The sequence below is a fragment of the Urechidicola vernalis genome, from assembly GCF_031846385.1.
GTDB classification, from domain to species: domain Bacteria; phylum Bacteroidota; class Bacteroidia; order Flavobacteriales; family Flavobacteriaceae; genus Urechidicola; species Urechidicola vernalis.
The window spans coordinates 18,493-42,387 of the sequence record NZ_JAVRHV010000003.1 but is presented as its reverse complement, the minus strand read 5'-3'; the positions used below and the strand labels follow the sequence as shown (position 1 = coordinate 42,387).

The 23,895-nt window shown below is 34.0% G+C and carries 19 protein-coding genes; 13 read left to right on the top strand and 6 right to left on the bottom strand.

What is annotated here, in order from left to right; genetic code table 11:
• Positions 1 to 2 precede the first annotated feature (2 nt).
• The 4 genes from RM519_RS07355 to RM519_RS07340 all read left to right on the top strand — a co-directional run bounded on the left by RM519_RS07355 (position 3) and on the right by RM519_RS07340 (position 3,697).
• A complete protein-coding gene (locus RM519_RS07355) occupies positions 3 to 782 on the top strand; it encodes an SDR family oxidoreductase (RefSeq protein ID WP_311593037.1) in 780 nt (259 codons plus the stop codon).
• 84 nt (positions 783 to 866) lie between these two features.
• Complete coding sequence (fucP, locus tag RM519_RS07350; RefSeq protein WP_311593036.1) at positions 867 to 2,177, top strand: L-fucose:H+ symporter permease; 1,311 nt, start codon at positions 867 to 869, stop codon at positions 2,175 to 2,177.
• Positions 2,178 to 2,181: 4 nt separating this feature from the next.
• The gene (locus RM519_RS07345; RefSeq protein WP_311593035.1) at positions 2,182 to 2,529 is read left to right on the top strand and encodes an L-rhamnose mutarotase; all 348 of its coding nucleotides are present in this window, start codon (positions 2,182 to 2,184) and stop codon (positions 2,527 to 2,529) included.
• A 16-nt stretch (positions 2,530 to 2,545) separates the two neighbouring features.
• Positions 2,546 to 3,697 (top strand): alpha-hydroxy acid oxidase, encoded by a 1,152-nt coding sequence (locus tag RM519_RS07340; protein WP_311593034.1) that lies wholly within the window; start codon positions 2,546 to 2,548, stop codon positions 3,695 to 3,697.
• A 24-nt stretch (positions 3,698 to 3,721) separates the two neighbouring features.
• Here RM519_RS07340 and manA read toward each other — a convergent pair whose 3' ends face one another.
• Both manA and RM519_RS07330 read right to left on the bottom strand, forming a co-directional pair.
• Entirely contained in the window at positions 3,722 to 4,930 is a 1,209-nt protein-coding gene (manA, locus tag RM519_RS07335) for a mannose-6-phosphate isomerase, class I (protein WP_311593033.1), read from the bottom strand.
• 66 nt (positions 4,931 to 4,996) lie between these two features.
• Entirely contained in the window at positions 4,997 to 6,439 is a 1,443-nt protein-coding gene (locus tag RM519_RS07330) for a pyridoxal phosphate-dependent decarboxylase family protein (protein ID WP_311593032.1), read from the bottom strand.
• A gap of 320 nt (positions 6,440 to 6,759) precedes the next feature.
• Between RM519_RS07330 and RM519_RS07325 the strand changes: the two genes are divergently transcribed.
• From RM519_RS07325 to RM519_RS07300, 6 genes are read left to right on the top strand one after another with little or no spacing between them, the layout of a single operon-like run.
• Positions 6,760 to 10,755 carry a DUF1592 domain-containing protein gene (locus RM519_RS07325; RefSeq protein WP_311593031.1) on the top strand — a complete coding sequence of 1,332 codons (3,996 nt, stop codon included), beginning with the start codon at positions 6,760 to 6,762 and terminating at the stop codon, positions 10,753 to 10,755.
• Between the two features lie 2 nt (positions 10,756 to 10,757).
• Positions 10,758 to 12,101, top strand: coding sequence for a DUF1552 domain-containing protein (locus tag RM519_RS07320; protein ID WP_311593030.1), 1,344 nt, complete (start codon positions 10,758 to 10,760; stop codon positions 12,099 to 12,101).
• 30 nt (positions 12,102 to 12,131) lie between these two features.
• Positions 12,132 to 13,457, top strand: coding sequence for an L-fucose:H+ symporter permease (fucP, locus tag RM519_RS07315; protein WP_311593029.1), 1,326 nt, complete (start codon positions 12,132 to 12,134; stop codon positions 13,455 to 13,457).
• 1 nt (position 13,458) lies between these two features.
• Positions 13,459 to 14,460 (top strand): cytochrome-c peroxidase, encoded by a 1,002-nt coding sequence (locus RM519_RS07310; RefSeq protein WP_311593028.1) that lies wholly within the window; start codon positions 13,459 to 13,461, stop codon positions 14,458 to 14,460.
• A 51-nt stretch (positions 14,461 to 14,511) separates the two neighbouring features.
• A complete protein-coding gene (locus RM519_RS07305) occupies positions 14,512 to 15,240 on the top strand; it encodes a nitroreductase family protein (RefSeq protein ID WP_311593027.1) in 729 nt (242 codons plus the stop codon).
• Between the two features lie 9 nt (positions 15,241 to 15,249).
• Positions 15,250 to 15,774 (top strand): hypothetical protein, encoded by a 525-nt coding sequence (locus RM519_RS07300; RefSeq protein WP_311593026.1) that lies wholly within the window; start codon positions 15,250 to 15,252, stop codon positions 15,772 to 15,774.
• 72 nt (positions 15,775 to 15,846) lie between these two features.
• Here RM519_RS07300 and RM519_RS07295 read toward each other — a convergent pair whose 3' ends face one another.
• The 4 genes from RM519_RS07295 to RM519_RS07280 form a co-directional block, all read right to left on the bottom strand.
• Positions 15,847 to 16,512, bottom strand: a complete 666-nt coding sequence (locus RM519_RS07295) for a bifunctional 4-hydroxy-2-oxoglutarate aldolase/2-dehydro-3-deoxy-phosphogluconate aldolase (RefSeq protein WP_311593025.1) — start codon at positions 16,510 to 16,512, stop codon at positions 15,847 to 15,849.
• A 78-nt stretch (positions 16,513 to 16,590) separates the two neighbouring features.
• Positions 16,591 to 17,637, bottom strand: a complete 1,047-nt coding sequence (locus tag RM519_RS07290; RefSeq protein WP_311593024.1) for a PfkB family carbohydrate kinase — start codon at positions 17,635 to 17,637, stop codon at positions 16,591 to 16,593.
• Between the two features lie 28 nt (positions 17,638 to 17,665).
• On the bottom strand, positions 17,666 to 18,535 hold the full coding sequence (locus RM519_RS07285) for a Dyp-type peroxidase (RefSeq protein ID WP_311593023.1): 870 nt from the start codon (positions 18,533 to 18,535) through the stop codon (positions 17,666 to 17,668).
• An 87-nt stretch (positions 18,536 to 18,622) separates the two neighbouring features.
• Positions 18,623 to 20,200, bottom strand: a complete 1,578-nt coding sequence (locus RM519_RS07280) for a protein adenylyltransferase SelO (RefSeq protein WP_311593022.1) — start codon at positions 20,198 to 20,200, stop codon at positions 18,623 to 18,625.
• A gap of 375 nt (positions 20,201 to 20,575) precedes the next feature.
• Between RM519_RS07280 and RM519_RS07275 the strand changes: the two genes are divergently transcribed.
• The 3 genes from RM519_RS07275 (at position 20,576) to RM519_RS07265 (ending at position 23,739) form a co-directional block, all read left to right on the top strand.
• Positions 20,576 to 21,331: a toxin-antitoxin system YwqK family antitoxin gene (locus RM519_RS07275; RefSeq protein ID WP_311593021.1), complete on the top strand. Its 756-nt coding sequence runs from the start codon at positions 20,576 to 20,578 to the stop codon at positions 21,329 to 21,331.
• 348 nt (positions 21,332 to 21,679) lie between these two features.
• Entirely contained in the window at positions 21,680 to 22,021 is a 342-nt protein-coding gene (locus tag RM519_RS07270; protein WP_311593020.1) for a hypothetical protein, read from the top strand.
• A 251-nt stretch (positions 22,022 to 22,272) separates the two neighbouring features.
• The gene (locus RM519_RS07265; protein WP_311593019.1) at positions 22,273 to 23,739 is read left to right on the top strand and encodes a serine hydrolase; all 1,467 of its coding nucleotides are present in this window, start codon (positions 22,273 to 22,275) and stop codon (positions 23,737 to 23,739) included.
• Positions 23,740 to 23,895: the final 156 nt, after the last annotated feature.

Sequence of the window (23,895 nt, the reverse complement as noted above, 5' to 3'; positions counted from 1 at the left end):
ATATGGATTTAAATTTAAAAAATAAAGTGATTATTGTTACTGGCGGTTCAAAAGGTATTGGCCTTGGAATTACAGAGGCATTACTAAAAGAAGGTGCAATTCCCGCAGTTATAAGCAGAAATAAAGAAAGTGTAACTTCTCTAATTCAAAAAGTAGAAGAAAATGGTGGTAAAATATTTTCAGCCATTGCCGAATTAACTGACCCGGAACAATGTAAAAATGCGGTAGCATCCGTTCTTAGTGAATTTGGTCGAATAGATGGAGTGGTTAACAATGCAGGTGTAAACGATGGGGTTAGTTTAACCGATGGTAATTATGAAGATTTAATCGCTTCTTTACACAAAAATTTAGTCCATTATTATTTAATCGTTCATCATGCCTTACCCGCTTTAAAAGCAAGCAAAGGTGCCGTTGTAAATATAGGATCTAAAACAGCAGATACAGGCCAAGGTGGCACATCTGGATACGCCGCATCTAATGGTGGCCGAAATGCCTTAACAAGAGAATGGGCTGTAGAATTATTACCGTTTAGTATCCGAGTTAATGCCGTAATAGTTGCCGAATGCTATACCCCATTATATGACAAATGGATTAAAACATTCGATAATCCTAAAGAGAAACTAAACAGTATAACTAAAAATATTCCTTTAGAAAACAGGATGACTACCGCCAATGAAATTGCAAATATGGTATTGATACTGCTGTCAGATAAGTCCAGTCACACTACCGGGCAATTGATATATGTTGATGGAGGCTATACACATCTAGACCGTTCATTATAACATTCGTCGAAAAAATACGTAAATCCTTCATTCGAAAACTAACTTGAAAAACCAAACTATTACTAACAAATTAAGAACATAAGAATGGAAAACAATAAAAAAACACCCATAGTTTCTAAAGAGGTTTTAGTCCCTTTTATTTTAGTAACCTCTCTTTTTGCACTTTGGGGCTTTGCCAACGCAGTAACTGACCCGATGGTTCAGGCATTTAAGAAAGTATTAGAATTATCAAATTCTGAAGCCGCATGGGTTCAAATGGCTTTTTACGGCGGTTACTTTTGTATGGCTTTGCCTGCAGCCATGTTTATGCGTAAATATTCATATAAAGTTGGAATTTTAATCGGTCTAGGTTTATATGCAGTTGGTGCACTGTTATTTTATCCAGCCGCAGTTACGGAACAGTTTTGGTTCTTTTGTTTAGGGCTTTATATCTTAACTTTTGGCTTGGCTTTTCTAGAAACAGCAGCAAATCCATATGCTTTGGCAATGGGTGCAAAAGAAACCGCAACTCAGCGTTTAAATTTAGCCCAAGCATTTAATCCCGTAGGATTAATTGCCGGACTATTTGTAGCCCAGCAATTTGTACTTAAAAATTTACAATCAGATGATATTACCGATTTCAGTGCATTGGATGAAGCGTCTAAAGTTTTAATCAGAACTTCTGACTTATTGGTAATCAGAAACCCATATGTTATTCTTGGATTGGTTTTAATAGGTATTTTTATTCTATTTGTAGTAAGTAAAATGCCGCAATCTAAAGATGAAGGAGGCATGCCAAGTATTGGGCTTACTTTTTCTGTTTTAGCGAAAAACAAAAAGTATGTTTTAGGGGTTTTATCACAAATCCTTTATGTAGGCGCACAAATTATGTGTTGGACTTATATTTATCAGTATGCTGAGGGAATTGGTATGGATAGTGTTACAGCTGGTTATTATCAAATGGCAGCATTTATATTATTTACAGTTGGACGTGCTGTTGGAACTTATATGCTTCGTTTTTTAAGCCCTGGAAAATTACTTGCAAACTTTGCAATATTAGCAATGATTTGCGTTGCTGGAACTATCTGGATTGAAGGAATGGTTGGCTTGTATTGCTTGGTTGCAATTTCATTCTTTATGTCTCTAATGTTCCCAACAATTTATGGAATTGCATTAAATGATTTAACTGAAGAACAATCAAAAGTAGGGTCTGCAGGATTAATTATGGCTATTGTAGGTGGCGCTTTAATGCCTAAACTACAAGGAATGATAATAGATGCTGGGGGAAGTGGTGTTGCTGACACGACGATAATGGGTGTGTCCGAAGTGAATTTCTCATTTATTTTACCGCTACTTTGTTTTGTATACATAGCCTGGTATGGAATGAACGTTTTTAAGAATTATGAAAATTCCTAATACTATGGAGAGACATTGTTTGGCATTGGATTTATTAAACGACAAGGAACTTATCAATTCCTACAAGAAATACCACCAAAATGTTTGGCCTGAAATTGAATTGAGCATTATTGATGCTGGCATAAAAAGGTTGGAGATTTATTTGATTGAAAACAGACTTTTTATGATTTTAGAGGCCGGTGAGGATTTTTCATTTGAAGAAAAAGACGAAATGGATGCCTCAAATTCCAAAGTTCAAGAATGGGAAAAATTAATGTGGAAGTATCAAAAAGCATTACCAACTGCCAATCCCGGAGAAAAGTGGTTGCTCATGGAAAAAATTTACGAATTGAATGTAAACTCAAAAAATTAATTAAACATCCATTTTAATGGCACTCTATTTTAATAAAAAATATCCATCGGTTGAAGATTTACGTAAAAAAGCAAAAAAAAGCATTCCAAAATTTGCTTTCGAATATCTTGATGGCGGTTGTAATGAAGATGTGAATCTAATTAAAAACACCTCTGAAATTAGAGATGTAGAATTACTTCCGTATTACTTAAGCAAACATACAGGTTCTTCCATGAAAACGGAATTATTTGGACATACATATGATGCACCATTCGGGATTGCCCCAGTTGGATTACAAGGATTAATGTGGCCAAATTCCCCCGAGATCCTTGCCAAAGCGGCCTTTGAACACAATATTCCGTTTGTATTAAGTACGGTAAGTACAAGTAGTATTGAACGTATTAGTGAAATTACAGAAGGTAAGGCTTGGTTCCAATTGTATCATCCTGCAGAAAACAGACTTAGAGATGACATTATAAATAGAGCTAAAGAAGCCGAATGTCCTGTATTGGTTATTCTATGCGATGTCCCAACGTTTGGGTTTAGACCTAGAGATATTAGAAACGGTTTAGCCATGCCACCGAGCATGTCCGTTAAGAATATATTACAAGTATTAGGCAAACCTAACTGGGCATTAAACACGCTTAAACACGGACAACCGAATTTTGAAGTATTAAAACCATACATGCCTAAAAATCTAGATATAAAACAATTAGGTAAATTTATGGACGAGACATTTTCTGGTCGATTAAATGAAGAAAAAATCAAGCCTATTAGAGATGTGTGGCCAGGAAAATTGGTTTTAAAAGGTGTCGCGAATGAGGCCGATGCCGAAAGCGCTATTAGACTCGGTTTGGACGGAATTATTGTTTCTAATCATGGTGGTAGACAATTAGATGCTGGAGAATCTACTATTAAACCATTGGCCCGAATTTCGGAAAAATACGGAGATCAAATTACCGTAATGATGGATAGTGGAATAAGATCCGGACCCGATGTAGCAAGAACTTTGGCCAGTGGTGCAAAATTCACCTTTATGGGGCGCTCTTTTATGTATGGAGTTTCAGCACTAGGAAAACAAGGAGGAGATCACACCATTTCATTACTTAAAACAGAATTACAACAAGTAATGGAACAAATATGTTGTGAACGTGTTGAAGATTTTCCGAAACATTTAATTTCGAAATAAATATTACAAGGGGTACCTGATAGTTTATATTGGTGCCGTTGCTTTGTACAAAATAGCGTCACCTTCGGCTTCAATACTATAGTTAGATTCGGCTAATACAACAATTGCTTCTCCTTTTTTAATTTCTATGCTTTTATCCGAATCCTGAACCTTAGCCTTACCATTAACAACAATGTAAATTATTGCTGTTTTTGATTTATTAGTGTACTTGCTTTTCTTTTTTGAAAAGACTAGTTGACTTAACTCAAAATCAGGTGCTGGACTTTTATAAATGCATTCAATACCGTCAGCCTGCAATTCGCCTTGCATTATGTTAGGAATTGTTTCTTGAAACTCAACATGTTTTAAAAGTTCTGGAACATCAACATGCTTAGGAGTTAAACCACCTCGCAATACGTTATCAGAATTTGCCATCAATTCCATGTTTTGCCCTTCTAAATAGGCATGTGGAATTCCGGCATCCTGAAAAACAGCTTCTCCTATATTTGCTTGCACAATATTGAATAAGTAGATTGAATAAATTCCCTTATCTATAATTCCCTCATCACAAAAAGTCTCATAAGCTTTTGCTGCCCAATAATCTGGGGAATTTTTGTCTAATTCGCCTTGTTTATAAAGAGGTAAAACTCGTTTGATCAAAGGCTGCAAAACTGCATCCGTAACTTCTTGCGACTCCTCCATCAGTTTTTTATATAAACCTCGATAACCTTCATTTTTAAAATCAGCAATCAAATGAGATAATTCTGGAGTTGAATTCAGGCAAATAATTAGTTTCTTTTCGGTTAAAAATCCATGCAACAACCAAAATTCACTTAAGGCTACCATTATTTCTGGCTTATGATTGTCATCTTTATAATTCCTATTCGAAGCTCTTAATGGTATTCCTAGTTTATTTTCTTTTTTAAATCCTTTTTCCGCTTCTTTTTTTGAAGGATGTACTTGTATAGATAGCATATCATGTACATCTAGCACCTTGAATAGAAAAGGCAAACAGCCGAATTTCTCAGAAATATTTAATCCTAAATTGGCCTTAATATCTTTAGAAATAAGTGCGTTTAATTTTATTTCATTTCCTCCCTTAAAAACCGTAGATGTTGCATTATTATGAGCTCCCAACCAATACTCGGCGCATTTAATCACATTTGGTTTTGCACCTAATAACTTTGGAATAAACTCGGTTCCACCCCAAGCGTAATTTTGAATAACTCCTTTTAATTTATAAACTCCGGACATTTAGGTAATATTTTATTGTAAAAATAGTTCAATAACAATTATACCTATCGATAATTTAGATGAATGTTACGTTAATAGTTCTTTTCGGAATTCTTTTGCCAAAGAAGAGCATTTTAATAAAGTTCCTTTCACGTCATCTATCGTTGTTCTAGGGTTTATCAAACACATTCTTAATACCACTTGTTTTTGCAAAATAGTAGTTACCAAAACTGCTTCACCACTTCCAGTAATTTCTTGCGAAACCTTTTGGTTGATTTCATCTAATTGTTGTTCTGTGAAATTTTGATCAATTGGATTGTATCTAAAATTGATTACTGCAAGCGTTGCCGGAGAAACAATTTCCCAATTTTTACTTTTTCTAATCAAGTCTTCCGTTCTATCTGCCAAATCGATACTATAAGAGACCGCTTCTCTAAATGACTCCAGTCCAAACGTTTTTATTGACATATAAAATTTCAACGCTCTAAACCTTCTCGTTAACTGCACTCCATGATCATAGAAGTTAATCTCAGATTCATTTCCTTCAATATCTCTTAGATATTCTGGTTTTTCGCTAAACGTATTACTTAACCACTTATGATTTCTTACCAATAAACATCCCATTTCATAAGGTTGAAAAAACCATTTATGAGGGTCTATGGTAACTGAATCTGCTTTTTCTATTCCACGTAATTCTTTTCTTCCTTTTTCAGACAAGATTGCTCCACCTCCATAAGCTGCATCCACATGCATCCACATTTTTTCGGCTTTACATATTTTTGATATCTCTCTTAGATCATCAACAGTTCCGGTGTTCGTAGTTCCAGCATTGGCAATCATACACAAAGGTTGTAATCCTGCCAACTTATCTTTCGCAATTGCATTTTTCAACTTATTGAAAGACATTTTAAACTCTAAATCGGTCGGTATAATTCTTACTTGATTCTTTTTAAAACCAATTGTTCGTATGGCTTTGATATTAGAAGAATGTGTTTGATCAGACATATAAATAACTGCCTTAGAAAAATCATCACCACATTTTTGCCTCCGTGCCGTTACCAATGCGGTAAGGTTGGCCATGGAACCACCACTTGTAAATATTCCCCCACCTTTTTTCACAGGAAACTTAAACAGTTTTAACAACCAATTTACAGTAACAATTTCCAATTCGGCTGCAGCCGCAGAGGCAATCCAACCACCAGAAAAAACATTATATCCAGTAGCCAAACTATCGGCCATGGCACTTATATAATTACTAGGTCCAGGTACAAATGAATAAAACTTCGGGTGCGATGCTATATTAATTTCAGACAGCACATTTTCTTTTACAAAATCTAAAACTTCATGTACATCCATCCCTTTTTCTGGGGCTTCTTCTAAAAACAAGGCATCCATCTCTTTTCTACTGGCGGTAGAAAAAGGTGGTTTCTCATTCATGGTATCGAAATGCTCAACTATGGTATCAACAACGCTGTACCCATATTTTTTCATTTCCTCCTTAGAAAGATCTAAATTTTTATTCGATTTCATCTTATTCCATTTTGTTCTGCAAAAATAAGGCTATTGAAAAGTTTAAAAAAGCGTGATATATCTTATTCACAAAAGAATAATAGGTGGGTCAATTATTGATTAAAACCCTAAGTTTTTATGAATTTTTATACCTATATCGATAAATATTTGTCATTTATCCATAAAACTTATGAAGGTTACAATAAATTTCTACTTTTAAATCATCCTTAATTTAAATGAAGTACAATTTTGCATTGCATTAATAATACAGGTCACCGCAAATTTTGTAGTAGTACTTAATAGCATAAGAAGTTAACTTTGTGAAATCCAACAATTTTTGAATGAAGAAAACACTAATTTTTACTATTTCAGCCTCAATAGTTCTATTCGGACTATTAATTTTCCCTATAAATATTGGAGAAAAAAATAGTGTTGTCTTATTTTTTGGAAACTTCCATCCATTGATTCTTCATTTACCCATTGGATCTTTAATTGGGTTATTTTGTTTGGAATTAATCAACTTTTTTAAGCCAGAATTAAAGTTAGAAAATGCAAATAAACTTTTACTTTGGTTTAGTGCTCTAAGTATACTACCTGCAGTAATATTTGGTTTTTTTCTTGCATCGAGTGGCGGATATAATGATGAAGTCCTCTCCTATCATAAATGGCTTGGTTGGGCCACAGCATTCATTTCAATTTGGTTGCTTACCTTAAGATTATGGGCGTATTCTCAGACTAAAAAACAAGTTAAACTCTATCAATTGGTTTTATTTGTGAATGTATTATTGTTATCCGTAGCAGGTCATTATGGTGGATCATTAACACATGGTTCTAATTACTTGACAAAAGAAATGCCTGACAGTTTAAAAAACCTTTTAGGTGTAGAAAAGTCGGAATCTGAAACAATGCTTTCAGACATTGAAGAACTGAAAGAATCTAGTGAAAGTACGGATGCTGTAATTATGAATAGAGCAATAATGTTTGCCGATAGTATTCATCCTATAATGGACAATAATTGTTTTGAGTGCCATAACGCCAATAAGCAAAAAGGTGATTTACGATTGGACAATATCAATTGGAAAATGGCAAATGCTGCAACAGTTAAAAAGTGGAAATCTGTCTATACTGAAATTAATGAAGGAAATATGCCTCCAGAAGAGGAAGAACCATTATCAAACCATGCCAAAGAAAGTATTTTAAATTGGATTTCAAGTTCTTTAGACAGTGTTAAACCCGAAGTTATTGAGCAAGTAGCCATTATAGAAAAAGAAGAAGCGGCTGTTGAAAAAGAAATGGAAAGACTCGCTGTTTTGACAAAAGAAAAAATGGCCACTAAAAACAATTCAGAAACTTCTTTAAAATACGCAAATGAGATTCAACCTATTCTGAACAAATATTGTTACCAATGTCATGGATCTAAAAAACAAAAAGGAGATATTCGTTTAGACGTTTTAAATGCCGACATGATTCATGGAGGCGATGCAGAAAAATGGCATTCCGCACTTGATGAAATTAACGCAGGAAACATGCCTCCAAAGAAAAAAGAACAATTAACAGAGGAAGAAAGAAAGCTGGTTGTAGATTGGATTACTAACAATTTAGACAAAGCAGCGGATGCCAAAAGCACGACCAACAAAAGTGTTACAAGGCGTTTAACAAAATCGCAATACACCAACAGTTTAAATCAACTTTTAGAACTACCTATTAACTTTGGATATGTGTTGCCCGATGATGGAAAATCAAAAATGGGTTTTTCTAATAACGGAGAAGTACTTCAAATTTCATCTTTACACATAGATTATTATCAAAAAATAGCAAGAGTAGCCTTAGATAAAGCAATAGTACTTGGTCCAAAACCAGTTTCTAAAAAATATAAAATTACATTCGGAAAAGGAATTGGTGAAGGAAAGGTCGCTGCTGAATACGGAGGATATCAATCCGCTGCATTAAAACATGAAGATTTTAAAGTAGACCTATTTGATGGTAACGGAACTAATTTTGATGTAACTGATACTATAAAAGAACGTATAGGAATTGACATGAGAGGTTCTGCCAGCGATAGATATGCAGTTGAAAATGATGGATTAATTTTATATTCTGCATTGCCACATAAAGATGTACCGCCACGTTCTTGGCAAGGTCCATCTCCAAACGCTAAGATGCTAATTAAAAACAATTACCCAAGAGATGGAAACTTTGTTCTTAGAGTAAATGCATCTAAAGGATATGGAATTTCGATGCGTGAAGGACTCATTGATTTAAGAGAACATAAAGCGGCTGAAATTACTCCAAATACAGTTCACCTTTTGGCAACCGACAGTAAAAACACTAAAAACCTTGAACTAAAAGAAAGCATGTTAGTTCCGGAACGTATCGACTCTGCGGCTTCATCAATTTTAGAAATTAAAATTCCATCTGATAGTTTTTATCAAATAGATTTAGTCCATCCTTATGTTTCTCAAGACAATATGCCTTCGTACATGTTAAAAATTGGGAAGTTTAATAAAATTGAAGAAAGACTACAACTACCAACAGAACTTGAAAAACAATCTGAAATCGTAACTCCAGTTACCTTAGCCTATTTAAGAAAAGGTAAATATAAAATTGAAACAGGTGGCGCGTTTTTCGTAGGTTACAAAGAAGTACGATTTACACCTTTACCTGAAACCAGCGAGATTCCGATTGCTTTAAAGAAGGAAGTCCAGAAAAATCAAGAACAATACAAAGATTTAGTTCCATCTTTAAAAGCCTTTATAGCAACAAGAACTGATGATGGAATGGATTACAATACATTTGATGTAAGTAAAGAAGTGACTTCTGAAGTTGGAGACTTTAATACCTATGAATTTACAGGACAGTTAGAAAATTTACCGGTACCAATTTTTGATCCTATAGAAACAGAGCCTTTTTCAAACACGATGATTGTTGGCCTATGGAACAATCATTTGGTAAAAAATAAAGGCGAGAACGGACCAGCCTTATTGGTAGAATCTATGGAGTTAGAAACACCGTATCACCCAATTTGGCCACCAAAAAGTCATAGTACAATTTTTGTAGATTCCCCAAATAAAAACAATCGAGAAGTCTATACAGCCGAAGTAATTAAAGAATTTATGGAGCGCGCTTTTAGACGACCGTTAATTACTGGCGAATTAGATCGCTACTTTAATTTTTGGATGGATATTAAAGATGATTTCCCAGTTTATGAAGATGGTGTAAAAGAAGTATTGGTAGCAATACTGTGTTCTCCAAACTTTTTATACTTGTTAGAGTCAGAAAAATCTACACCAAAAATATTCAATGATGATTATTATTTGGCTTCTAAAATGGCTTATTTCTTATGGAATTCACCACCGGATGAAACATTAAATGAATTGGCTTCAGTTGGAATGTTAGAAAAGGACTTATCGAATCAAATAGACCGAATGATTGAGAGTCCTAAAACGATGAAAATGATCGAGTCATTCGCTTACGAATGGTTAAGAGTAGATCGTCTAAGTAGCATAAATATAGATGTTAATATGTATCCAGACTTTACACGTTTTGTAAAAGAAGATATGGCCGACGAAACCTATAATTTTATCCATTACATTCTTAAAGAAAATAAAAGTATTCTAAACTTTATCGATTCTGATTTTGCAATGCTAAATCAAAATTTAGCGGAATTTTATGGAGTTGACGGTGTTTTTGGAAATGAATTTAGACCTGTTGCAATTCCTAGAGAAGAAAACAGAGGAGGTTTATTATCACAAGGTGCATTTTTAACGGGGCATTCTAATGGAAAACAAGCCCACCCAATTAAAAGAGCGGTTTGGTTAAAAGAAAAAATACTTGGTGATCCACCGCCTCCACCTCCGCCAAATGTGCCAGAATTAGACCCGGAAACTCCTGGCTTTGAGAACTTAACATTAAAAGAACAATTGGAATTACACAGAAATAAAGTATCTTGTATCGATTGTCATTTAAAAATTGATCCTTATGGAGTGGCATTTGAGAACTATGATGCCGTTGGTAGATTTAGAGAAATGTTTAAAGAAACACCTATAGATTCTAAGTCTGTATTACCTGACGGTACTGAAGTTGAGGGGATAAAAGGCATAAAAGAATATCTACTAACACAGAAAAAAGATGAGTTTACCAAGTCTGTTGTTGAACATTTATTCGCATATGCATTGGGTAGAGATGTAAGTTTCTCTGATGAAAAGGAGTTAAATGATATTGTAGAAAAGGTAAAACAAAGTGATTATAAATTTAAATCGGTTTTAGAAGAAATTATAAAAAGTGATTCTTTTTTGAATCATTTTAACAATGCAAAAACCATAAGCAAAATAGATTAGTTATGGCTAGAAAATCATGGCACTTAGATCGCAGAACGTTTATTAAAGGAGTTGGAGCTGCTGTCATGCTTCCGTATATGGAAAGTATGGGAATGAGCACGCTGACTAGTTTTGCAGAATCAAACACACCAAAAAGACTCTGTTTCTTGTATTTTCCTAATGGCGTAGCAATGTCTCCTGGAGCAGATTCTAAACATCGACAATGGAATTGGTTTCCTCATGAAACTGGAACAGATTATGAGTTAACAAATTCTTTAGCACCCCTAGAAAGGCATAGAAATAACATGTCCATACTTGGTGGTTTAAGTCACCCTAATAGTAGAAATGTACTTGGCCATATGGCTGGTGATACGTGGCTTACTGGTGGTGATTTAAGAGGTGATAAATATTTAAACACCATTTCTGTAGATCAAGTTGCAGCGCAAAAACTATCTAGACATACAAGAATTCCATCTTTAACATTATCTACTGATGGTGGGGTGGGTTATAAATCAAGAGCGTCAACATTATCTTTTGATTCTACAGGAAAAGCAATCCCTTCGGAGCATAGACAAAGAGAAATTTTTGAACGTTATTTTTCTCCAAATGGAGGAGGAACTTCTTCTGAAAGACGCAAGAGTTTACAACAGGACCAAAAGATTGTAGATTTAGTTTTAGAAGATAGCAAGCGCTTGAAACGTAATTTAGGATATAATGATAATATAAAATTGGACGAATACATGTCGTCTTTAAATTCTATTGAAGAGCAGGTTAAAAGAAATGAAAAGTGGCTAGATGTTCCGATGAAAGAATTTGATGCATCTTACATCAATTTAAATGTTGATGCCAAAGTAAATCCAGAAGCTTATTTACGTTCTACTATGGATTTAATGATTCTTGGCTTACAAACTGACATAACGCGCGTTATGACTTTTATGATGGGTAGAGAAGACGGTATGGGATTGTTTGATGCCTTTCCTAAACTAACATTAGATTTTACAAGTCATCATGGAATGACACATGATAGAGCTACTGGTTATCAAGAGCGATTAGGTAAATATGACGCATGGCTGTCTAAACAATTTGCCTATTTCTTAGATCGAATGGAGAATACTCACGATGAACATGGGTCATTATTAGACAATACGTTGGTTATGTACGGAAGTGCGTGCTGTTCTACCCATAATGCTAATAATTACCCAACAATCTTGGCAGGTGGGTCTAAACTAGGAATGAATCATGGTTCTTATGAAATCTACGATCCTAAAAAGGTGCATATGGCCGATTTATTTGTAAGCATGTTACACAAAATTGGAGTAGAAACTGAGGTTTTTGCCGATAGTACAGGTAACCTACCAACTTTATAAAACAATCCAAAACCCAGCGAACCAAATTTTATGACCAACCTCAAAAGCACCCCCATAGTAAGCAAGAAATTGTTATTCCCATTTATTATAATAACTTCCTTATTTGCTTTATGGGGCATTGCAAATGACTTAACCAATCCGATGGTTTCGGCATTTAAAAAAGTGATGCCAGAATTGTCAAATTTACAAGCCTCTTTGGTGCAATCGGCTTTCTATTTTGGCTATTTTTTCATGGCTTTACCTGCCGCATTATTTATAAGAAAATTCAGCTATAAATCGGGAATTATTCTAGGATTAACTCTGTATGCTATAGGTGCGTTTATGTTTTATCCTGCAGCTGCCTTTGAAAATTTTAATTTCTTTCTAATCTCACTATGGGTTATAACTTGTGGACTTTCATTTTTAGAAACTACGGCAAATCCTTTAATACTTTCTTTAGGAGATAAAAGAACAGCAACCCAACGTTTAAATCTTGCACAAGCCTTTAACCCAGTTGGTTCTTTAACAGGAATGATCATTGCACAAGTTTTTGTTATCGGAGCGATTCAATCTGATAATTATACAACTGAAGCATATGCTGCATTATCATCAGATGAACTAGCGGTAATTCGAGAAAATGACTTAGGTGTCATCAGCGTACCATACATCAGTTTAGGAGTGCTGGTTTTAGCAATTATGGCAATCATCATTTTTACTAAAATTCCGAAGACGATACACGACGATAAAATAAGCCTGTCAGCATCGTTTTCTAAACTATTTAAGAACAAAAATTATTTAGGCGGAGTTGTTGCTCAAGCAGCATGCGTTGGTTCACAGATTATGTGTTGGACTTTTATTTTTCAATATGTAGACAATCTAAATGAGACACATGATTTGAATATAACCGCCACTAATTTTAATATAGCTGCCATGATATTATTCCTTTCCGGAAGATGGATTGGAACAGGAATTATGCGTCGCGTAAATCCATCAAAAGTACTTGCTGTATTTGGTTTTTCTGGAGCAATATGCGCATTGGGAGCAGTGTTATTACCCGGAATTCCAGGCTTAATTTCACTAGTTGCAATTTCTATATTTATGTCTATTATGTTTCCGACTATTTATGGAATCGCTTTAAAGGATATGGGAGATGAAGCAAAAATAGGATCTGCTGGTTTGGTGATGGCCATTGTTGGTGGTGCGTTTATGCCTCCAATTCAAGCAGCGATTTTAGACATGGGAGGGGACGGTTTTAACGACATCACGTTTTTAGGCTATATTCCTGAAGTGAACTTTTCATTTATACTTCCAATGCTTTGCCTTTCTGTTGTTGGCTTCTACGGATATAAAACCATTCAACGATTGAAATCTGAATAATATGAATCTTCAACATAAGGTTCTTTTAAGTCTCTTTTGGTTTTTACCTTTTTTAGTTAACGGTCAATCAACTTCTAAAGCAGAGAGTTTAAGAAAAGTATTACAACCTTATTTTGTTCCTGTTTCTCACGACTATGAAGAACTAAACACTAATAAAAGTAAGATTGACTTAGGGAGGCGTTTATTTTATGACGAACGCCTATCAAACAAAAAATCAGTTTCATGCAATAGTTGCCACGACTTAAAAAAATACGGAACCAACGGCTCATATTTTATTGGGTCGAAAGGAAAAGGGAATTCATCTAGAGATGTTCCTTCCTTGTACAATTTAGGTTCATTAGATATGTTCAACGCTGATGGCGCACTTACTTCATTAAATGACAAATTAAAACAAGCATTTACAGACTCTAATGAAATGAATGTTCAGAATATAAATCAAATTCTGAAGCAATTAGAAAATGATGCAAAGTATCAATCACTATTCAAGGCTGCATATCCAAATCATTCAAAATCCATTTCTTTTGAACAGGTTATTGAAGCACTCGAAGCGTTCATCATAGGACTCAAAACACCTGCACCAATTGATTCCTTTTTAAAAGGTGATGATACTGCTTTAACTAGTGAACAAGTAGAAGGCGGACATGTATTTAATTCCAAAAGTTGTTATTCTTGTCATACCGGATCAAACTTTGGTGGACAAATGATTCAGAAATTAGGTATTGCTGAAAAATGGCCAAATCAAAAAGACTTAGGTTATTATCACGTAAAAAAATTATCAGCGTATAAGATGTTTTTTAGAGTAGCACCCCTAAGAAACGTGGAAAAAACTGCGCCTTATTTTCATGATGGCTCATCAGATGATTTAGGTAGCGCAATAAAACTTATGGGGCGTCATGAACGCGGAATGGAAATTAGCGAAGCGGACATTTCTAAAATTATTCAATTTCTAAATTCCTTAACAGGTGAAATTCCTACAGGTTACATAATTAATCCTTTTAACTAATCAGAACTTCATTCTCCATTTAGATTTTCTATATTTATAAAAAATCAATTCATGGAAAAAACCGTTAGTGAAGCTATAGCCTATAGACGTTCTTGTAGAGTATATAAAAACACACCCATTGAAACTGAAAAAGTAAAGCAATGTATTGAGCAGGCGGTCTTGGCTCCTACAAGTTCTAATCTGCAATTGTGGGAGTTTTATCATGTAACAGATTCGAAGAAAATCCAAGAAATGAGTTCCGCTTGTTTCAACCAAAATACGGCTAAAACGGCAAAACAATTAGTAGTCGTTGTTGCAAGAAAGGATTTATGGAAGCAACGAGCATCAGCAAATATTAAGTATATAAATGAGGCTTTTAGTAAACCAGATTTGGAAGCGCATCTTTTAAAGAGAAAAGCAATTGCTACAAATTATTACAAAAAGCTAATCCCGACTGTTTATGCTGATGTTTTGGGAATTCTTGGATATATAAAATATCTTCTATTTCAAATTATCGGTTTATTCAAACCCGTATATAGGCAAGTTAGACAAAGTGATATGCGAATTGTGGCACATAAAAGCGCTGGATTAGCTGCGCAAAATTTTATGATAAGCATGGCTGCAATTGGATATGATACCTGCCCTATGGAAGGAAGTGATACCGTTAGAGTTAAGAAGATTCTGAATATACCTTCTAGTGCTGAAATTAACATGGTAATCAGTTGTGGTATTAGAGACGATAAAGGCATTTATGGCTCAAGATTCAGAATCCCTTTTGAAGAAGTATATCATGCCGTATAAATTTAAATTATGAATACTAGACTCTTCGTTTTCCTCTTTTCTGTTGTAATCTTTTCGATGCAAGCACAGCATCAATCCGAATCAAATCTTAAAGAATTGAATCTTGTATGGTCAAAATTTTATATGGCATTTGATTCTTTGGACTACTCAAAAATGGCAGAAATTCATTCTAAAAAATTAATTCGAATATCAGGCGAGCAAAAAATAACGGATTATGAAAATTATATCAGTAATTATAAAAAACGGTTCAAAAAAGCCAGAGAGGAACAAGTCACCAATAAAATTGCACTTCGATTTTTTGAACGCATCCAAAATGATTCAGTAGCCAGTGAAAGAGGAATTTATAAACTAGTTAGAACTGATAAAAATCAAAATTCGAAGGCCTATTATGGGCAATTCCATGTGCTCTTTATTAAAGAGCATAAAGAATGGAAAATATTAATGGATTATGATAGTAATGAAAAAAACACGATTGGAGAAGCCTCTTTTCAAAACGCAAAAAGCATAGAAGATTTTAAATCATTTATAAAATAGGCTATGAATAAATAAAAAAACCTCTTAAGTCGTCAAGAGGTTTTTATCGTTGGTTATTTGATATAGATTGAACTAGCGAACTGATTTTATTATTTGTAATGCATTTCTACAATCTTGTTCTAATTTCTTATAGTCTTGATTGGCAATAATCTCTTTACTAATAAGTTTAGACCCCATTCCTACACAGGTAACTCCTGCATCAAACCAGCCTTTTAAGTTTTCTTCTGTTGGTTTAACCCCACCAGTTGGCATAATACTAGTCCATGGTTGTGGTCCTTTAACACCTTTTACAAACTGTGGACCATAAATATCTCCTGGGAACAGTTTTACAATTTCGCATCCTAACTCTTCCGCTCTTGTAATTTCCGTTAAAGTTCCACAGCCTGGAGACCATAATACTTTTCTACGATTACAAACCATTGCAATATCTTCTCTCAACACAGGTGTTACAATAAAATTAGCACCTAAAGACATGTATAAACTAGCCGCTGCTGCATCTGTTACTGATCCAACCCCCATAATCATACCTGGTAAATTTTCTATTGCATACTTAGTAAGTTCACCAAAAACCTCGTGCGCAAAATCTCCTCTTGCAGTGAATTCTAACAAGCGTGCACCTCCATCGTAACATGCTTTTAATACTTTTTTACTTAACTCTAAATCATTATTAAAAAACAAAGGAATCATACCAGTTTCCTTCATTGCATTTGCAACTTCTATTCTTGTAAATTGTGCCATTATCTAATTATTTGTTGAAAGACAATGGCTTTAAAAATAAAGCCACCAACCAACAACGTTACTTAATTAATTTTCTTTTTATCGTTCTACTCTTCCTGAAGCATCTCCACCCATCAACTTTTCAACTTCTGGAACTGTAACTAAGTTTGCATCACCTTTAATTGTGTGCTTTAAACATGAAGCCGCTACTGCAAAATCCAACGCATTTTGGTCATCTTCTGGATATTTTAACAATCCATAAATCAATCCACCCATAAACGAATCTCCTCCTCCTACTCTATCAACAATATCTGTGATTTGATATTGACGTGTTTGGAACAAAGTAGTTCCATCATATAATACTCCGGCCCAAGTATTGTGAGATGCCGAAATTGAACCTCTTAAAGTTGTAATAACTTTTTTGGCTCTTGGGAACTTTTTCATCATTTGTTCACAAACAGATAAAAAGGCTTCTGCTTTTACGTTATGCCCTTCAGTTTGTACACTGATTCCTTTTGGCTTGATACCGAAATGCATCTCTGCATCTTCTTCATTTCCTAATACGATATCGCAATAAGAAGTTAATTCTGTCATCACGGCTTCTCTATGAGCAGCATCACAATATTTCCAAAGTTTTGCTCTATAATTTAAATCTGTAGAAATAATAACACCCATTTCGCTCGCAACCTTAACAGCCTCTGAACAAACATCTGCTGCGCCTTGAGAAATTGCTGGTGTAATTCCAGTCCAATGAAACCATTCTACACCATCAAAAACTTCTTTCCAATCAATCATCCCTGATTCAATTTCTGCAATGGCAGAATGTGCTCTATCGTAAACCACTTTAGATCCACGAGAAACTGCGCCAGTTTCTAAAAAGTAAATTCCTAAACGATCTCCACCATATACAATTTTATCTACTCCAACACCTCTTTTTCTCATTTCCATCATGGCACAAGCTCCAATATCATTCTTCGGCAGTCTTGTTACAAAATCTACATCTACTCCATAATTTGCCAATGAAACGGCAACATTAGATTCTCCTCCGCCATATATTGCATCGAAATTATTAGCTTGAGAAAATCTTAAAAATCCTTGTGGAGCCAATCTTAACATGATCTCTCCAAACGTTACTACTTTACCCATTTTTTATGTTTTGTAATTCTAAAATAAATTAATTGGTTAAATGTTTAAGCAGTTCTTTAACAGATGGTGCAAAATAATACCCTCCAGTTTTTGGAATAGAGAAGTCCATTATTCTATCTGAAATACCATCATCAGATAAGCCCAACATGCTTTCTAATTGCACATCAAATCGCTGTAAGTTTTTGGCAAATCCTAAAAAGAACAAGCCTTTCTCTTCTGCATTCGCAAACGGAAAACTTCTTCTATAAATTTTCATTGCTTCGCCATCTACTTTTAAATCTACACTGCTTACATGCGAGTCTTTAGGCATTGCATCACCTTCTAATTCAATGCTATCTACTTTCGTTCTCCCTATAATTTTCTCTTGTTCTTCAACCTTATGGCTATGAAATGAAGCCAAATCATGCACCCATTTTTGAGTAATCACAAAACTTCCATTTCCATTATTCTCTCCAATAGGAACGAGAACTTCTTCCATACGTTTATCTCCTTTTGGATTGGCTGAGCCATCTACAAATCCGGTTAAATCGCGCGAATCATGATATCTAAAACCTTCCTGTTCTAAATCAAGAGTTAAAAATTCATTTAAGATTTCTTTAGCGCTTTCTTGAAAATCGAACATAACACTTTTAGAAAAACTATGTGCCCAAATAAAAATATCTGATTGTGAAGTTGGCATAGACAAATTATTAATTCCATTCAAGGTCTTAAAGTCTTGCAGTCCTTCTGGAGCATTTGCCCCTAAAACTGCAAACCCTTTTTTACTAAAAGACATTAGTATTAAAATTTGATCCGAGTTTTTTTCATAGACTTTTAGTAATGCCTTTTTAAGGCCAATAACATTTACATCATTTTTTACTTTATACTCCAAAAAAATAGCACTTGTGCTACCTTCCATAAAAATTGCGTTTTGCTGCATCATTTAAAAATTTAATCTATTCCTCTTGTCTTTATTAACCTATTACTACTCAAATTTAAACAATTACTATGAACTGCACGACAATTTTGAACAACCGACTTTATTTCTCGCCCACTCCGGTCTTTTCGTAAACCATTTTTCCATTTGACCTTGCTCGTCATATGGTTTTTGAAGAAGAAGATATAGTTCATCTATCAAAGCATAATCTCCGTTATCAGCCTTATCAATTGCCATTTGCGCCATGTAATTTCTCAATACATATTTAGGATTTACCTTATTCATTTCTTCCATACGTTCTTCATCACTTAAACCTTCCAATTGTAATCTATCTATATAAGATTTCATCCAGTTTTTCCATTTTTCTTGAACCGCTTCTTCTAATTCTTCTGGTTTATAGAACGCATCAATCACATAATTAAGGCTACTCAAATCATCTTCATCAAACTTCAAATCCTTAGGTATTTTTGCCAGATTTCTAAAAAATATGGTCATATCAGTTTCAGCCAAACTCAACGTACTCTCTAAGGATTCAATTAGTTCTTTATCTGAATCTCCCTCTTTTAATAACCCTAGTTTCGAGCGCATCATTTGCAAGTATTCGTGTTCAAAATTAGTTTGATAATTATTTAGGATTTTTTCCAAACCTTCTGCTTCTTCAATTAAAGGATAGAGTGCATTTGCCAATTTATACAAATTCCACAATGCAATTTGAGGTTGATTTCCATATCGGTATCTCCTAGATTGATTATCCGTTGTATTTGGGGTCCAGTCAGGATCATATCCTTCAAGCCACCCGTAAGGCCCGTAATCTATCGTTAGCCCAAGTATTGACATATTGTCTGTATTCATAACACCGTGAACAAAACCAACACGTTGCCAATGAACAATCATATCTAAGGTATTTTCAGCCACTTTTTCGAAAAAGTTTAAATATCCCTTTTTAGTACCCGATTCAAATTGAGGGTAAAATTCATTTATAGTATAATCCGTTAACTTTCTAAGTGTTTCAACATCACCTTTACTTGCAAATATTTCAAAACTTCCGAACCTTATAAAACTTGGAGCAACTCTACAAACAATGGCTCCTTTTTCATGTGCAGCATTGCCATTGTACATTATATCTCGTAAAACCTGATTTCCAGATAAAGACAAAGACAAAGATCTTGTAGTAGGCACCCCTAAATAGTCCATTGCTTCGCTACACAAATGCTCGCGTATAGACGATCTTAAAACCGCCAAACCATCTGCAGACCTTGAATAAGGTGTGCGTCCAGATCCCTTTAGTTGAATCGACCATTGTTTATTGTCATGCTCAATCTCCGCCAGATTAATGGCTCTACCATCTCCCAATTGCCCAGCCCAATTCCCAAATTGATGCCCCGCATAACACATGGCATATGGTCTTGTGTTTTTTAATAGTTTCTTGCCTGAAAACACATTTAAAAATTCTTCTGAGTTTATCTCTTCATTCGAAATCCCCAACTCTTTTGCTAATTCGGTTGCAACATGAACTAACTCAGGTTTCAAGGGCTCTGTAGGGTTAACATATGAAAAACATGCATTACTCACCTGCCTTGGGAAGTTTTCCAAGTTCGTGTCTGCTGGCAATTTTTTGCTAAAAGTATTGTTGATTTTTAAGTTCATTTTTTCATTGTTACATACCTGTACAAAGGTAGAACTAAATATAGGCATAGTTCTTAGTGATAAACTAATTTTAAGAATATATGTGAAACACATAGTAACTTAAAAGCTACCGAAAGTAAAACGAACCTAATATCAATTGAATGCTGTTAGAACGTTAAGTTAAGTCATTGACACAACAAAATACATAACCAAATCACAAAATTTCAAAAAATTAATTATATTTGAAATTCAAAAATTTGTCCTCACATTCTATAATTTTTTGGATATAAATTTTAGAGATAAGATCATAAAAAGGTGCGTTTATAACTAATCATAAAGGTATAAGCAGCACATTTTGTATGGATATAACTAGTTGCCATTAATTACAAATGAACCATGAAACAAAAAATAACCCTACTCTTTTTATTATTTACAATTTTATTATTTAGTCAAGATGTTGAAAAGATGCAAGATAGCACTGGTATCGGAGAATCTACCTTCTACGTCCTTAAATCTGACATGACTACTAAACATGGAGAATATTCCGTAAAAGCATATTCAGGAAATACAATCTTAATTAGTGGAATGTATTCAAATGGGAAAAAAGTAGGGCAATGGACTGAGAGGTATTATCGAAAAGTAAGAAACCTAAAAAGTATGGGGAATTATGTAAATGACCTCCAAGTCGGAAAGTGGGTTTATTATAACAGCGAAGGAGAAATTATTCAAGAGTACGATTTCGATAAAAATGAATTAATCACATCAACTGAATGCGTTAGTAAAACTAAGTATGAAGTATATCTAAATGGAGAATTAACTAGATCTACACTTGATTGCCCGGCTTCATATATAGGCGGAAAACAAATATTAATCGACGAATTACTAAAAAAAATAACAGAGTCATTTGACTTCGATTCAAATGAAAAAGAAAGAACAAATATTAAATTCGATAATTTAGTCTCGTTTTTCATTGACAAAAACGGAAATTTAGAAAATATACAATTTCTAGATAAAATTGAAATCCCTAAATTAGAAGAGTTTATCGAAAAACAACTTGTTGAAAGAAAAGGTAAATGGATTGTAGGGGAATTGAATGGTGAAAAAGTAAAATCTAATTTGGACTTAAGACTTTCAGTTAATATTATGTTCTAAAACAGCTAATGACGACGCCATATAAAATTTATTCTTAGATTCAATGAAAAATTGTAAAATCAAAACAACCTATAAACATTTGTACTAGTTTTAAAACCCTCTTAAATTAGTTATATTAGCATTCAAAATCACTCTTTAAAATGAAGAATAGAATTCCATATTTAATTATATCTGTACTTTTAATAATTATAGGGTTTTTATTTGCTAAATTACATGCTTAACCACGCAACTAACCATACACGAAAACGGTGGTCATTCTGCAGGTTAGGAAAACCTTTTGACATTGGCATTTTAATAAAAAAAGAAAATTATATAAACAGCGTTTAAAGAATTAACATATAATCAATTATGGGACATTTTTTTGCGGCACTTGTTATTCTAATCATTGGTCTTATTCTTTTTGTTTGGGTTAGGTTAAGTATTAAAGTTGCAAAAATGAGCGAAAAATGGAATGTCGGATATTATTTCACCTTAATAGTATCATTAATATTTAGCCCCTTAATTGGATGGTTATCGGTAATCTTTAGCGATAAAAAAGATGAACTATTACTTTCAGAGCAAGGATCAAATGAAACGGAAAATATCCGGAAAAACGATAAAGGAATGGACTGGGTGACAATTGGAGTAATTCTTGTAATTATCCTTATTGTATGGTGGGTTTTATCTATGATCTTTAGTTTTCGTACATAACGTAAAACGTTATATTTCGCAAAAGCCAGAAGCACTTGAATTCAACTTTTATAACCAAATGACTACCACCAACAAATGCTAAAAACCCATAGGTTACTGAGCTACTTGCATGTGAAGTTTCCAACGAATAATTTTATTGGTATTTAGATAATCTTGCCTACGGATTTTAGCTTGGCGTTGGTAATAATTTTGAAAACAGTGTAACTTATTTTGATTTCTATTCGTCTTACTTCAAAACTTAGAAATCAATCATGAACAAAACAATCTTTTTATTTTCATTAATTACGATATTTCAATTTGGAGTATTCAATTTAAGTGCTCAACAGAAAACAGAGTCAACATCTCTTTTTTCTAAAATAGACCTATATTTAGCTACAGGTTCAAAAAATGGTTTTTCAGGAGCAGTCTCTGTTGTAAAAAATGGAGAAATTATTATTAATAAAGGTTATGGAAAAGCCAATAAGGATACTCAAACTCTTAACAACCCGAACACTATATTTGACATTGGTTCTAACACCAAACAATTCACAAGTACAGCTATTCTTAAACTAGTTGAACTAAATAAACTAAATGTTACGGATTCATTAAGTAAATATTTTACTGAACTCCCAATTGACAAGCGAAACATTACAATACATCAATTATTAACGCATACTGCTGGCTTTTCAGAATCTATTGGACGAGACTTTTCAGATATTTCACAGAAGGACTTTTTTGAAAAACTTTTTGAAAGCAAATTATTATCTGAGCCTGGAGAAAAGTATTCTTATTCTAATGCTGGATATAGTATATTAGGGCGAATCATAGAATTAGCTTCTGCCCAATCTTACGAAGCTTTCTTGAAGGAGCATCTTTTTTTACCAGCAGGAATGTTACAAACAGGGTATCTTTTGCCTAAATGGGATACAAAACAGATGTCTCATGGTTACAACAGGAATATTATAGAAATGGAGCCAACAATTACACGTTATCAAGCAGATGGAGATGTTAATTGGAACTTAAAAGCAAATGGAGGAATTAACTCAACTCAAAATGATATGTTACTTTGGTACAAAGCTTTAAAAACAAATATAATATTGACCCCAAAATCATTTAAAAAATTAACAACCCCCTATCAAAATACCTCGTCTTCTGAAAGCACTTCTAGTTATGGCTATGGTTGGGGAGTTAAAAAATTAGAAAACAGTAGCAAGAGAATAACACATAATGGTTCTAATGGTACGTATTGGCACACGTTAATTTGGTATCCTAAAGAGGATATATTTATAGTATATGCCACAAATGCAAATAGTTCAAAAGTAGAGGGCATTGCTTATGTTGTTGCAAAAATAATTTTGGACGAAAGCTATGCTCCAGAACCAATTAAAAACAATGCATACTCCTTTGCAATGGATTATATAAATCAACATTCAACAGATAAATCGAATGCGCTTCTTGCTTTACTTCAAGAAAACTACGCTGACGATTTTAGGAATGGTGGGCTTTTAAATACACTTGGAAATCTCTTATTAAGGTTTAATGAAAATTTGGACTGGGCATTAGAATTTTTTAAAATGAATATTCAATTATACCCTGAAGATGGTAATCTTTGGGACTCTTTAGGTGATGGTTATAAGGTAAATAATCTAAAAGAGGACGCCATAAAAAGCTATCAAAAAGCAATTGAATTAGGTTATGAAGATTCACAAGAAAAGCTATCCGAATTAGTTAAGAACTAAAATGAAAATTATTGCCAACAGCGTGTATAACTAATTCCTCAGTCTGTGTATTCTGGGAAAATCCTACGGATTTTCGGATGGTTCGTTTTCTTTTGCTAACTTAGTTCTAATTAACGCAACTAATCATACACGAACACGTTAGCCTTCATTACGACC